The sequence below is a fragment of the Aurantiacibacter atlanticus genome, from assembly GCF_001077815.2.
Lineage (GTDB): Bacteria > Pseudomonadota > Alphaproteobacteria > Sphingomonadales > Sphingomonadaceae > Alteraurantiacibacter > Alteraurantiacibacter atlanticus.
Genome location: NZ_CP011310.1, coordinates 1,708,688 through 1,721,937 on the forward strand (window position 1 = coordinate 1,708,688; position 13,250 = coordinate 1,721,937).

Consider the following 13,250-nt stretch of genomic DNA (forward strand, 5'->3'; position numbering starts at 1 on the left):
CAAGCCGCTGAATGTTCGCCTGTGACGAACTTGCCGAGTATCAAAGTGCACAGCGCAACAGGATTGCCGCTTGCACCACTTTCGAACTATCCCTAGGGGCATGCCCGGTCCGGGGAGTAGCGCAGCCTGGTAGCGCATCTGTTTTGGGAACAGAGGGTCGCAGGTTCGAATCCTGTCTCCCCGACCATTTTACCTTCCGCCGAGTCTCGGAACGCACCGAGCTGGGCGTAACGCCCCCACCGCCCATCACCATTCCGAATCAGTGTCAGCTCTGCTCGACCGGGCGTACGCTGGCGCGTTCCACCAGCTTAACAGGGGCTCGTCGCCGATCCTGCGCCTCTCGCTGCCCTAGGGCAGCTTCAGCCAGCAGCACACCTGCCAGCCGAAAATCGGGCTCTATCGTGGTAAGCGGCGGGTTGCTGTAGACACCGCCGCCCAAGCCATCGAACCCGATTACGCCGACCTCGTCCGGCACATTGATGCCGTGGTCGCGCAACGCCTCCAACACGCCGAGGGCCATTGCGTCACATGAACAGAATATTCCATCGAAAGGGCGAGAGGATGCGATCAGCGAAGCTGCTGACAAGCGCCCCTGTTCCAGCCGCGTTTCAGCATCGACGAAAATGGGCGGACTGCTTTCAAGGTTCCGCTCACGCATTTTTTCATCATAGCTGACATAGCGTTCGCGAAACTGGTTCTGGCTTGTTCGCGTGTCTCCGATATAGACAATATTCCGGTGGCCGGCCTGCAGCAGCCTTTCGACTGCCATATGCGCGCCCTGCCGGTTATCCGAATCCACCCGTTGATGATCGAGATATGGCGAGCCCCAGCTGGCAACATGGGGCCTTCCCAAAATCGCGCGATGATATTCCCAGGCCAGATCATTGGTACTTGTGCCTAGCAAAACGATGCCATCGGCCTGCCGCGTTTCTATGAAATCACCGTCGAAATGCCCTGGTTCAGACTGGAAGGATACCAATGCCTGATATCCCATTTCGGAAATGGCCGCGCAGGTGCTGCCCAGTAGATTGTAATGAAAAGGGTTGATCTCTGTGGCCCCTACGCCGGGCCGTGTGATGACCACTATGGCGATAGTGCGTGTCTTGCCGCTGCGTAGCCGCGCAGCGCGGGAATCCACCCGGTAACCCAGCTCATCGGCGGCAGCGCGCACTTTTTCGCGCGTTCGTTCCGTGATCGATGAATCGCCCGACAAAGCGCGGGAAACTGTCGATTGATTGACTCCCGCCCGCTCTGCCACTTCGAAGGACGTCACACGGTATGCGGGGGTGATGTCTTTGATCATGGCAATGCCACACTAGCGCACGTATCGGGAAGGACCAACCAGCCCGCGATCAACGCTGCATCGATAGCATCACGTCCCTGACACAGGATGGCTTCACCCCGCGCTGTTCAAGATAGCTGAATATGCGTCGCCACCAATCATACAGTCGATCAAGATCATTTTCGGTACGCACATAGGGCGTATCGCCAGGGCGCAGTGACGGGCTGTGAAATGAGAACACGAGCAGTGGTGCGCCATCGTCCAGTGCCATATCTATCCCGCGAATGGCCTCTTCAACGCTGACCCCCTCCGGGGTCAGGGGCACACGCTCCAGCAGGCCCGTTCTCGAGAGTAATCCGCGCAGTGATGGTGCCCGCCACAGGCGGGGATAAATGGCATCGCCCTGTCGCCGTAATAAACCCCAATAGGTTGTCGTAAGCGGCAATTCGAGCAGCGTGCGATCATCATCTATCCAATAGGGTTCTATCGGGTGGTGACGATAATCGGGGCCTTGTCCGGCGGAATAATCGAATTTCGGGCGCACTGAGCTATCCACAGCAATGCCCAGCTTCCTGAGCACCTCAGCCGTATTGGGGCCGGCGCCATAACGGCCCGCGCGATAAATCAACGGTGCCATACCGAAATTTGTCTCGATCGTATCGCGCAGGCTAGTAATCTTGGATTCTTCCAATTCGGCCGAGAGGTTTCCGGCAAAGGAATTGCAATCGTTCACCTCCTCTTCGAAGGGCGGGTTCACCCAAGGGTGCAATTGTACGCCCACTTCGGCGCGGCCATTGGCGAGGGGTCCGCGCAGGATTTCTGCCGCAAGAGTCGAATTGGCGATAGGCCAGTCAATCAGATAGATTGGCACCACGTCCGCATGTTCGCAGAACTGCTGGAATTTCGCTAGCCGACCGACATGCTCGATACCATGGGTGTCACGCGATAGCGGTTTGCCCCAGTCAAATTCTTCTTCCGTATCCACTGTGAGCAGAAAACGGGGGATCTTGTCGCGAAAACGCGCACGGCTTCTGGGTGTTGGCGGATCGAGAATGCTCCGCATTTCCGCATGCTCTCCAATAATTATTGCGGCAAATTATCCGCTATCGCGTCCCATCTCCGGGCTAGGTTCGCTGCGGGGATGGGTCAAGGTCGGAAGGGTAAGGATCAGACGATTCTTTTTACAAATCAACTTCCCGCCGGCAGCATGTGCTTCTGCCTGCGCAAGCCGGAAGGTGAAATCCGTGCCGAACATTCCGGCATTCACTGCACGCTGCCGTCCGGCTTCGCCAGTATCGCCATTGCCGGTTTTCGTCAGTCCGCCTGGCGCATCCAGTTCCAGCTGTATCGTCTCGCCATCGCTGGAAAGGTTAAGCGCGACCTCGTCGCCCGGAGAAATCGCTCCTGCTGCCGTGGCGAGCAAGCGCCAACACAGTGCCAGCGCATCGGTCCGCTCGAGTGCGACGGTAAAATCTGCGCCATTCACGATCAGCGAGAAACCTGCATTGCGAGAACGCAATACGCCTTCAAGGCGCTTCACCGTGTCGGCCACTGCAAGGTGCAGGTCAGCTTCCCCTGGTTCAAGAACCATCGCCGCACCTTCCAGGCTAACCAGCCTGTCCACCTCGTCAAATCCGGCGAGGAGCTTTGCTGCATCCACAGCGATGGCTGCGGCATGGGCGCGATATTGGTGTGGGGCAGAACCGAAGAGCTGCTGCTGTATGATCTCCGCAAATCCCTGTATCGCGTTAACGGGCGTGCGTAGCTCATGCAGGACCTGACGCATCGCGTCGCTTTCATCATCCGGCAGACTGTCCGCGCCAACTGGTGCAGGTCGGCGCAGACACCCGCCATAGCCAGTGAAGCTGCCGGTGAGTGGGTCGAACAGGGGAACGGCGTCAATGCGCCATTCGCCTGCAATTTCGGTGGCGATGTCCAATGTCACGGGTTCGGCGTGGACAGGCTGGCGTGCCTTCAACCGCGCGGCGGCACGATCGGACAACTTGATCAGCAGCCCTGGGGTGGCAGAAGTGAGGCGAAGGCCAACCAGCAAGGGTGCGACCGTGTCATCAGCCCAATGCACGTAACCCTCGGCATCGGCAGTAAACTCAAAGCCCGAAAGCTGGCGCGATACTGGCGGCGCTTTCAACGGAGCATTCGGTTGAGAGCGCCGTCCTTCTCTAAATGCCTCAATCCGACGGAGCAGTGCACCGATTCCATCCTTTTCAGTCGCTGATGGAGACGGCGGTACCACCGATTGGCTGGCTATCGGTGGTTCAGCGTCCTTCGTTGACAGCTCACCCTGCATTTCTTGGGGCACGGGCAAGACCAGATCCACTACACCCAGTTTTGCCAGCAGATCCTTAACCGCGGGAGAAAGATCGCGCCGATGACGCATAAATCCGCGCGCGGTAATCGGCAGATGCGGTATCAGTTCAATCCATTGCGCATCTTCCAGCCTTGCAGTGGCCATTGCAGCTGCAGCTGGCTTCGGATTTCCTTGCGCCAGAAATCCGATCAATCTCGGATTTCGGAGCCGCAGCCCCGGTTCCCGAAGGATTTGCGATTGCGCGTCCTGAGGAATCGCTTCCATCAAAAGCCCAAGCCGTCCGTAGGCCTGCTGGACAAGTCCGGACATCATATCTTCCCGCATCGCGCCAAGGAGGTCCAGCAATTGCCTGAATTGCGTGCGCAAAATCGCGTCGCTGTCTGCGCGGGTGCGCAGCACTGTGGCGAGGCGATCGTCAAATTGCATTCAGGCTCCGGTCCGGGACAGGTTAAAATTATCCTACCGGTGCAATAGTCTGTTGCGCTGTGTCGCACATGCGCGCTTCCAGCTGCGTTGCAAAAAGGGACAATTGCGTGCATATAAAATAATAATTCGTCTCTTTGGCATTTTGCGTGCCGGAAATGTCTCGAATGGATAAGACACTTACAGAATCGCTAGGGGAAAAGAGCAATGTCAGCTCTCGACAGGATTGATCGTAACCTGCTTGCCGAGTTGCAGGCTGAGGGGCGGGTGACAAATGTCGACCTTGCAAAGCGGGTCGGGCTGACTGCGCCACCGTGCCTGCGCCGTGTTCGCGCCTTGGAAGAAGAAGGCGTTATTCGCGGTTATCACGCTGATCTGGACGCTTCCAAACTGGGTTTCGCCATCACTGTTTTCGCAATGGTGAGCTTGCGTAGCCAGGCTGAAGAGGACCTGAAGGCGTTTGAAGATCACATGGCAACGCTGGCCGAGGTGCGTGAATGCCACATGCTCAATGGCGAGATTGACTTCATTCTTAAGATAGTCAGCCGCGATTTGCAGAGCTTTCAGGAATTCCTGACCAGCAAGCTGACGCCTGCACCCAATGTTGCGAGCGTGAAGACATCGCTGACCATTCGCACCGCCAAGCACGAACCTGGCGTGCCGCTGGAGTAACGCAATGAAGGCGAAGACGATGGAAGGCAGGTGCCTGTGCGGCGGGGTTACGATCACGCTGCATGCGCCAAAGGACCACGTCGAAATCTGCCATTGCAACATGTGTCGGCGCTGGGGCGGGGCGTTTTACGCCGCGCTTGAGGGCGATAGCTTCACAATCGACAACAGCGAGCTTGTGTCCACCTACCAATCAAGCGCGTGGGCCGAGCGTGGCTTTTGTAGCAAATGTGGAAGCAACCTCTGGTACAGATTTCTGCCCACAGGCAATCGAAGCTTCCTGGCCGGACTGTTCACCGAAGCCGATGATCTTCCGGTCGGTCAGGAAATATTCGTTGATGAGAAAGTAGCCTGGATTGCGCTTTCTGGCGATCACCCGCGATTGACTGGTGAGGAAATTATCGAACAGGCAGAATCGGCCGGCTTCTCATTTGATTAAGCCGCGTGATTACTCCGCAGACTCGGCGCGTTCGGCCAGCCAGTTTTCAAGCCATTTGATCGTATAATCACCGCTGATGATATCCGGCTGGCGGATCAGTTCTTCATGCAGGGGAATCGAGGTATTCACACCTTCGATGACCATTTCTTCCAACGCACGGCGCAAGCGCATCAGGCACCCTTCGCGGGTACGACCGTAGACGATCAGCTTTGCGATCATGGAATCATAATATGGCGGGATCGTGTATCCGCCATAGAGTCCACTATCCACACGCACATGCATGCCGCCAGCCTGGTGATAATAATCAACCTTCCCGGGTGACGGTGTGAAGTTGAAGGGGTCTTCGGCATTGATACGACATTCAATCGCATGACCGCTGAACCGCAACTCATCCTGCGTAACCGACAATGGCTTGCCGTCAGCAATACGGATCTGTTCGCGCACGAGATCCATGCCGGTAATCGCCTCTGTCACCGGGTGTTCGACCTGGAGACGTGTGTTCATTTCAATGAAATAGAATTCACCGTTTTCCCACAGGAATTCGATAGTGCCGGCGCCCCGATAGCTCATCTGCGCCATGGCATCGGCCACGATACCGCCCATGCGATCCCGTTCTTCGGATGAAATGACAGGCGACGGCGCTTCTTCGAACACCTTTTGGTGGCGCCGCTGCAAGGAACAGTCGCGTTCTCCCAGATGGATGGCCTTGCCGTTACCATCGCCGAAAATCTGGAATTCGATATGCCGCGGATCGCCGAGGTATTTTTCTAGATACATCGTGTCATCGCCAAAGGCAGACTTCGCTTCATTCATGGCCTGCCGAACGAGAGATTCCATCTGGGAATCGTCGGGGATGACCTTCATTCCGCGGCCACCGCCGCCAGCGGCAGCCTTGGCCAGAACCGGATAGCCAATCTCTGCGGCTACGCGGCGCATCTCATCGAAATCAGACACGGCACCATCGGAACCGGGAACGAGCGGCAGGCCGAGCGCGCCAGCCGTTTTCTTGGCCTGCACCTTGTCACCCATGGTGCGAATATGCTCGGGCTTGGGGCCGATCCACTTGATGTCATGCGCTTCGACAATGTCTGCAAATTGTGCATTTTCAGACAGGAAGCCGTATCCCGGATGGATCGCATCTGCATCGGTGATTTCTGCCGCAGAAATAATCGCGGCTATATTGAGATAGCTTTCCGATGCAGCTGGTGGGCCGATGCACACGGCATGGTCAGCCAGACGCACATGCATGGCATCGGCATCGGCGGTAGAATGCACCGCGACAGTTTCAATCCCAATCTCATGCGCAGCGCGGTGAATTCGCAGCGCGATTTCGCCACGGTTGGCGATCAATATGCGGGAAATGGCCATGATCTGCGCCCTGTCAGCAAGCTAATTTCAGGAAATGATGGCGAGTGGCTGGCCGAATTCGACCGGCTCACCATTGCCGATGAGCAATTGCTGCAAAGTACCGTCAGCAGGGGCGGTGATCGGGTTCATCACCTTCATCGCCTCTACGATCAGCAGCGTATCGCCCTTTTTCACCCTGTCGCCTTCGGCAAAGAAATTGGCTGCCTCTGGTTCGGGGGCGAGATATGCGGTTCCAACCATTGGCGATTTGATCGCATTGGCCAGATCGGCAGCTGGCGCAGGAGCCTGTTCTGCAGGTGCCGCCGCTGCTGCTTCCACTGGAGCTGGAACAGGGGCCGCTGCAGCGACATAAGAACCGGCGACAGGCGCGGCGCGCGAAACGCGTATACGCCTGTCTCCTTCTTCCACCTCGATTTCCGTGAGGCCTGTATCTGTCAGCATATCAGCCAATTCGCGCACAAGCGTCGGATCGACTGTCATGCCACCAGCATGCGGCGTGCTAGCCTTCTTGTCGGCCATGAAATCCCCATTTCAATATCAAATCAGATTGTCAGCGGCGCTATAACCTGCAGCGTCGCATGGCAAGTGCTGGGCAAGCTCGTGATTTAAAGACGTGCTGCAGCTTCTAGAGCGAGTTCATACCCGAATGTGCCAAAACCCGCGATTGAGCCCATGGCGGCCATGCCGACATAGCTCTTGTGGCGATATGCCTCGCGCGCGGCAGGATTGGAGATGTGGACCTCGATCACCGGCGTGCGGATGGATTTGATCGCATCGTAAAGAGCCAGGCTGGTGTGGGTGAGGGCGCCTGCGTTGAGAATCACTGCCTTGGCGCCATCTGCCTGCGCTTCATGCAGCCAATCGCACAAATGCCCTTCGTGGTTGGACTGTCGTAAATCTAGTTCGAGGCCGAGAGCCTTGGCTTTATCCTCTACTCGCGCGGCAAGATCGTCCAGCGTGTCCGAACCGTAGATTTCCGGTTCGCGCAGGCCAAGCAGGTTGAGATTGGGTCCGTTGAGGACAAAAACACTGTCAGTCATGCACCCTCCCTTAGCCGCACGTAGGCCGCGCGGCCAAGGGAAAAGCGGGAGTTTTCAGCGATAGTGAGGGACAGTTACAATCTGTCAGCGGACGAAGGCACGGCTATTACTTGTCTAAGCCCTTTGACTTGCCCCATTGGCGCGCTGCCGTGTATCCAAGATAGCCAGTGCCGAATAGTGCATAAAGCGGCTCTGGAAGCCCGCCGAGATAGGCATTCATACCATCCGCAATATCACGCGCCATCGCAGGGCTGAAAGCGGCGAGAACGCCCATTGGCATGGCGAACAGTATCATCGCATACATAACATAAAGGAAGCTTGGTCGAGCCCGGCTGGTCCAGGGGTCGGCAGCGTTTGCCTCTGCCACGATTGCGGACAGTCGCGCTTCAATAAGGCGCATTTCCTGCGTCCCTTCGAGCGTGATAAGCTCCAGCTTAGCACGCTCGCGCGCCGTCTTGTCTGGAATGACCTTGTCGATGATCGAAGCGATCGGACCGATGAGTGTTTCGATTATTGCCATAAATTGGCTCCATTGCGGTTGGATTCGCAATGCGCTGCACCCATATGGTTCGAGTAGGAAAGCACCCCTGCCGCCACTGAAGCGGTCCTGAGTGGTCCTGTGGAAGTTGCGGGTAATTTCCACTGGTCGGGAAGACAGGATTCGAACCTGCGACCCCCACACCCCCAGTGTGATGCGCTACCAGGCTGCGCTACTTCCCGAATCCAGTGGAAGCGCGCCTATAGAAAGGCATGCTCTTGATAGCAAGCACCTCGATTGCCACCTAACCACATTGCTGCTAGGCGCGGCACCTTCTTGTCGAGGAGGAGCGGAGCGAAGGTTATTCGCTACCGTTGTTCTTTGGCATTTTGGCTTTTCACTACGACCCGGATGGACCGTTCACATGCTAGATTTTCTCGCTGCCGCCGCTGGCCAGGATGCGCCTCCCGGCTGGGTCCAGTTTTTGCCGATCATCGGCATGGTGCTGATCTTCTGGTTTCTTCTTTTTCGCCCGCAGATGAAGCGTGCCAAGGAACATTCACAGAAAATTGGTGGCCTGAAAAAGCATGATCAGGTCGTCACTGCCGGCGGTATCGTTGGCAAGGTTACCAAGGTGGATGATACCTATGCCGAGGTGGAAATTGCTCAAGGCACCCGAATCAAGGTGGTCAAGTCCACCATTGGCGACATTGTGCAGCCCGGCGGCACGCCGGCGAATGACTGACTTTAGGCAGGCTGTGTAGCCCATGCTCGACTTTCCTCTCTGGAAGCGCCTGTCCCTGTGGGGAATAACTTTAGCGCTGGCCTTGCTGGCGGCGCCGTCGATTACCGGTTTGATCGGCCTTAACGCGCTGCAGGATTTGGACGGGCCCGAGATAAACCTCGGTCTTGATCTTGCCGGCGGCAGCCACATCCTTCTCGAGGCTGATCCATCGCAGGTGGCCGAACAACGGCTGGAAACGGCCGAGGAATCCGTTCGCGACCTCATGAGCCGCGCGGAACCGCGAATCGTCATCGGCGATGTCTCGACACTGGATAATCGGCTTTCCTTCATGCTGGAGGACCCTTCGGATATTGATCGCGCACGCGAGGAATTGCGTGAACTGATCAATGGCACCGGGCTTGTCGCGCAATGGCGGCTGAATGTGGTCGACGGCAATCGCATGGTGCTGACGCAGACCGAACAGGGGCTGGACGAAGCTGTTGAAGGCGCAATGGAAAGCGCAGTTGAAGTAGTTCGCCGCAGGATTGATGCGCTGGGCACAAGGGAGCCAACGATCATTCGGCAGGGCGACACCCGCATCGTTGTGCAGGTGCCTGGACTTGAAGATCCACAAGCGTTGAAAGATTTGCTCGGTCAGACAGCCAATCTCGAATTCAAGCTGGTTGATGCCAACGCCTTGCCCAGCGAAATTGCGGAAGGCATCGCTAATCCGGGCAGCGAACTGGTGCCTTATGCTGATGAATCCGCATATGCAGGACAGTTCGAGGCGGTGCGAAGATTGGGCGGCATCCGCGGTGATACGCTCACCGGTGCCCAACAGAGCTTCGATCCGAAGACGAATGAGCCCGTGGTTTCAATCCAGTTTGATCCGCAGGGCGGGGCACGCTTCGCCCAGCTCAGCACAGAGAACGTCGGTCAGCGTTTCGCAATTATCCTTGATGACCATGTGATTTCCGCACCGCAATTCAATGAACCGATTTTGGGCGGTTCTGCGCAGATTTCCGGCGGATTTACGGTGGGAACGGCCAATCAGCTGGCGATCCAGCTGCGTTCTGGCGCATTGCCCGTCGACCTGACGGTAATCGAGGAGCGAACGGTTGGGCCTGACCTTGGTCGCGATTCAATCGTGAAGGGCGGCATTGCAATGGGCATTGGTTCATTGCTGGTCATCTTGCTGATGATTGCCAGTTACGGCCGGTTCGGCATTTATTCGACTGCGGCGCTGGTATTCAACGTGCTCATGATCCTTGGGGTCATGGCTCTGATGAATGCGACGCTCACTCTTCCAGGCATCGCCGGATTTGTGTTGACTATCGGTGCTGCCGTGGACGCAAACGTTCTGATCAACGCGCGCATCCGAGAGGAAAGAAATCGCGGTCGACGCGTGGTGGCCGCGGTGGAGAATGGCTATAAGGAAGCCAGCCGTGCCATTTATGACGCGAACATCACCAATTTCATCGCCGGAGCCTTGTTGCTGTTTTTCGGTTCCGGTCCGGTGCGTGGCTTTGCCGTCGTGCTCATCATCGGTCTGATCACCACTGTATTTACCTCCGTGTTCCTCACCCGCATGTGGGTCGCCGGTTGGCTGCGCGCCAAACGTCCGACTGAGATCGTGGTCTAGGGGAAGGATTTTATCATGCGTTTGCTCAAGCTCGTTCCCGATGACACGAACATCAAGTTCCTCAAATGGCGCGTTCCATTCTATGTCATCAGTATTCTGCTGATCGTGGCAAGCTGGGGGCTCGTTGTTACAAAGGGCCTGAATTACGGCGTTGATTTTGCTGGTGGGCAGGAAATTACCGGCACGTTTGAACAGACGCAGGACGCACCTGTGGCCGAATTGCGAGATACGCTGGGAGCGCTCGATTACGGAGAACCGGTCATTCAGCGTTTTGGCGAGGCTAACCAGGTCTCCATCCGCGTACGACTGCCTGAGAGTGCGGAAGGCGATGCTGCTGCTGCCAACCGCATTTCCGAAGAAGTGATTGCGGCTGTCAGCGGCAACTTCAGCGATTTTCGAGTCGATTCGAACAACACTGTATCCGGCAAGGTTTCCGGAGAATTCCGAGAACGGTCGATCTATGCGCTGCTTTTCGCAATGATCGCGATCTCGATCTACATCTGGGTGCGCTTTGAATGGCAGTTCGGCGTCGGTGCATTGTTCGCGCTATTCCATGACGTGTCATTGACACTGGGGATGTTTGCACTGTTCCAGCTGGAATTCAGCCTCCAGATCATCGCCGCAATTCTCGCCATCATCGGTTATTCGCTGAACGATACCATCGTGGTGTATGATCGCATTCGAGAGAATTTGAAAAAGTATCGCAAGATGCCGCTGGCGGAATTGCTCGATCTTTCCGTGAATGAAACCTTGGCGCGTACCGTGATGACCAGCCTTACCCTGCTGGTTGCGATGCTGCCGCTTCTCTTCTTCGGCCCGGCCAGCCTGTTCGGCCTGGTCGCGGCAATTACGCTGGGAATCTTCGTCGGTACCTACAGTTCGGTTTATATGGCCGCTCCGATCCTTATCTGGCTGGGTGTGACCAGTGACAGCTTCGTGCCGCAGGAAACGGTGGCGGACCGACAGGAACGCAAGGCCCGCGGCGAAGTCTAGCGCACAGCCAGACCCGCGTAATATTCTGCAAGTGCTGCCGCATTGGCTTCCCAACTGAACTGCGCGGCATTGGCGGCAACTTGCAGCGGCGTATAATCGGCGGCGAAGATATCGAGTAGGCCGACGGCGATCGCATCGGCGCTGCGCTCCACTATCCGTCCGGCGCTGGGTGAGCAGACCAGTTCGCGCGCGCCGCCAGCATCGGTAATCACGAGCGGCGTGCCACAGGCGAGCGCTTCGACCCAGGCATTAGCCAACCCCTCGCTGGCAGAAGGCAGGACCATTGCGTCACTTGCACACAGCACGCCGGGTAAGGCGCCATGATCGAGGCTGCCGAGGAAATGCACGCGGTGATTGACGTCTAGCGTATATGCAATCTGCCCAAGCTTTTCCCGATCCGGTCCTGTCCCGACAAATATGCCATGGACGCCGGGTGTTCGTGCCAACGCACGCAGCACAAATTCCTGCCCCTTGCGCGGGATGAGCGCGCCAACACAAGCGATCAGTCTTTCATCCACAGCCGGACGGATGTTGTATTCATCGGAAAGCTTACGACGGTGTTCCTTTCGGTTGCGTGGATGAAAAAGTTCGCGATCAAGGCCGGTATAATGGATCTTGATCTTGTCCTGCGGAAGGCCGATTGCGGCCATGTCGCGTGCCAGCGCTTCACTTACCGAAAGCATCCCAGCCGCCTGTTGCGCCGCGGCGGCCATTTTGCGCTGGGCATATCCGATATGTCCCCAATGCAAGATATCTGCCCCACGCGCCTTGATGCTGAGCGGCAGGCCGAGATCATCTGCGATTCGCGCAGCGGCGGGGCCATCGGGGTAGAAGAATTGTGCATCAACAAGATCAAACGGTGCCGCAGCATGGAGGCGCCGCGCAAGCGGCAGCACTGCATGTACAATCATCGCCGGGTTAAACGGTCCGCCGACTGCGGGAATGAGAGTGAAACGCGGACGGCATATCTCCACCCCGCCTTCCACTCCGTCGACTGCAGCCTTTGCCAGGGCCTTGTAACGCCCCATCGGTGCGGGCGGTACACCCACAGGGTTGATGACAGTGACGTGCCAGCCATCACGGGCAGCCAGCGCCTCCATCTGCCGCGCTACGAAAGTTCCGAAGCGGGGCGTGTGGGCGTTGGGATAGAGCGTGGCGAGGGAGAGGATGCGCGGCATTCGCAGCGGGCTCCGCTAAAGTTTTCTCACCAGCATTTCTGCCACCGCCAGCCATGGCGGCGCATCTATGACAATCTGTCGCTGGCCAATACCCGGTGGCAGCAGCCCGATCAGATTGCCCTGTCTATTGATCAGGCGACCAAAGGCGAACCTCCCTCCCGAACGCGGAGCAAGAACATCGCGATTGACGAGCTGCGCGGCATCCTCCGGAGCGATCTGCCGCATCCACAAGAGGTCTCCGCTGCGATATTCACCTTGTCCCGCCTCTATTTCGACACACAGCAATTTGCCGCCTTCCAAAAGCTCTGTGGGCAATATTGCATCGCGGGGATGCGCTAGGTTTTCTGCCCCGCCAGTGGTAAGACGGGCGACAATCTGCGGTTGCGCAACGTCAATTGGCTTTACCAGACTGTCAGGGTCGACTCCAAGCGCCGCACCAATCCGGTTCATCCATGTAAGTGACAGGTTGCGCATTCCGGTTTCCAGACGCCCAATCGTTTGCGCGGTGGTTGGTGGATGACAGGCAGCGGCTGTTTCTGCGAGAGTCATTCCCTTGCTCCTGCGTATATCCCGGATGCGATTGATCATGCCACGCTCCTGCCGGTTGCCACCAACAAGGTTTAACCCAATTGGTTCTATTTTTTCCTTTCCTACACCCGATTCGATTTTGCAAGGGGCAATTTCC

At 57.1% G+C, this 13,250-nt stretch carries 14 protein-coding genes and 2 tRNA genes; 6 read left to right on the forward strand and 10 right to left on the reverse strand.

The window, feature by feature from the left end:
• Positions 1-110: 110 nt before the first annotated feature.
• A tRNA-Pro gene (locus tag CP97_RS08320) sits at positions 111-187 on the forward strand.
• Positions 188-265: 78 nt separating this feature from the next.
• On the opposite strand, the gene CP97_RS08325 is transcribed toward CP97_RS08320, so the two are convergent.
• Genes CP97_RS08325 through CP97_RS08335 form a run of 3 tightly spaced genes read right to left on the reverse strand, consistent with a single transcriptional unit; the run spans position 266 to position 4,037 of the window.
• Entirely contained in the window at positions 266-1,303 is a 1,038-nt protein-coding gene (locus tag CP97_RS08325) for a LacI family DNA-binding transcriptional regulator (protein ID WP_048885549.1), read from the reverse strand.
• A 49-nt stretch (positions 1,304-1,352) separates the two neighbouring features.
• Entirely contained in the window at positions 1,353-2,345 is a 993-nt protein-coding gene (locus tag CP97_RS08330) for a polysaccharide deacetylase family protein (protein ID WP_048885550.1), read from the reverse strand.
• A gap of 33 nt (positions 2,346-2,378) precedes the next feature.
• Positions 2,379-4,037, reverse strand: a complete 1,659-nt coding sequence (locus CP97_RS08335) for a histidine kinase dimerization/phospho-acceptor domain-containing protein (RefSeq protein ID WP_048885551.1) — start codon at positions 4,035-4,037, stop codon at positions 2,379-2,381.
• Between the two features lie 204 nt (positions 4,038-4,241).
• Between CP97_RS08335 and CP97_RS08340 the strand changes: the two genes are divergently transcribed.
• Together CP97_RS08340 and CP97_RS08345 are read left to right on the forward strand one after the other, a co-directional pair.
• A complete protein-coding gene (locus CP97_RS08340; RefSeq protein WP_048885552.1) occupies positions 4,242-4,706 on the forward strand; it encodes an Lrp/AsnC family transcriptional regulator in 465 nt (154 codons plus the stop codon).
• Positions 4,707-4,710: 4 nt separating this feature from the next.
• Positions 4,711-5,142: a GFA family protein gene (locus tag CP97_RS08345; RefSeq protein WP_063612398.1), complete on the forward strand. Its 432-nt coding sequence runs from the start codon at positions 4,711-4,713 to the stop codon at positions 5,140-5,142.
• Between the two features lie 9 nt (positions 5,143-5,151).
• On the opposite strand, the gene accC is transcribed toward CP97_RS08345, so the two are convergent.
• The 5 genes from accC to CP97_RS08370 all read right to left on the reverse strand — a co-directional run bounded on the left by accC (position 5,152) and on the right by CP97_RS08370 (position 8,270).
• Positions 5,152-6,510, reverse strand: coding sequence for an acetyl-CoA carboxylase biotin carboxylase subunit (gene accC, locus CP97_RS08350; RefSeq protein ID WP_048885553.1), 1,359 nt, complete (start codon positions 6,508-6,510; stop codon positions 5,152-5,154).
• A 27-nt stretch (positions 6,511-6,537) separates the two neighbouring features.
• Positions 6,538-7,029 carry an acetyl-CoA carboxylase biotin carboxyl carrier protein gene (gene accB / locus CP97_RS08355; protein WP_048885554.1) on the reverse strand — a complete coding sequence of 164 codons (492 nt, stop codon included), beginning with the start codon at positions 7,027-7,029 and terminating at the stop codon, positions 6,538-6,540.
• Between the two features lie 86 nt (positions 7,030-7,115).
• Entirely contained in the window at positions 7,116-7,550 is a 435-nt protein-coding gene (aroQ, locus tag CP97_RS08360; RefSeq protein WP_048885555.1) for a type II 3-dehydroquinate dehydratase, read from the reverse strand.
• Positions 7,551-7,656: 106 nt separating this feature from the next.
• Complete coding sequence (locus CP97_RS08365) at positions 7,657-8,070, reverse strand: holin family protein (RefSeq protein WP_048885556.1); 414 nt, start codon at positions 8,068-8,070, stop codon at positions 7,657-7,659.
• 123 nt (positions 8,071-8,193) lie between these two features.
• Positions 8,194-8,270 (reverse strand) — tRNA-Pro (locus CP97_RS08370).
• A gap of 242 nt (positions 8,271-8,512) precedes the next feature.
• On the opposite strand from CP97_RS08370, the gene yajC reads away from it, so the two are divergent.
• Genes yajC through secF form a run of 3 tightly spaced genes read left to right on the forward strand, consistent with a single transcriptional unit; the run spans position 8,513 to position 11,387 of the window.
• Complete coding sequence (gene yajC, locus CP97_RS08375) at positions 8,513-8,773, forward strand: preprotein translocase subunit YajC (protein ID WP_335622358.1); 261 nt, start codon at positions 8,513-8,515, stop codon at positions 8,771-8,773.
• A 22-nt stretch (positions 8,774-8,795) separates the two neighbouring features.
• Entirely contained in the window at positions 8,796-10,394 is a 1,599-nt protein-coding gene (gene secD / locus CP97_RS08380; protein WP_048885558.1) for a protein translocase subunit SecD, read from the forward strand.
• A 15-nt stretch (positions 10,395-10,409) separates the two neighbouring features.
• Positions 10,410-11,387 carry a protein translocase subunit SecF gene (gene secF / locus CP97_RS08385; protein WP_048885559.1) on the forward strand — a complete coding sequence of 326 codons (978 nt, stop codon included), beginning with the start codon at positions 10,410-10,412 and terminating at the stop codon, positions 11,385-11,387.
• Here the strand turns inward: secF and CP97_RS08390 are convergent.
• Positions 11,384-12,565, reverse strand: a complete 1,182-nt coding sequence (locus CP97_RS08390) for a glycosyltransferase (RefSeq protein WP_048885560.1) — start codon at positions 12,563-12,565, stop codon at positions 11,384-11,386. The genes secF and CP97_RS08390 overlap by 4 nt on opposite strands.
• A gap of 15 nt (positions 12,566-12,580) precedes the next feature.
• Positions 12,581-13,153, reverse strand: a complete 573-nt coding sequence (locus CP97_RS08395; protein WP_048886864.1) for a helix-turn-helix domain-containing protein — start codon at positions 13,151-13,153, stop codon at positions 12,581-12,583.
• Positions 13,154-13,250: the final 97 nt, after the last annotated feature.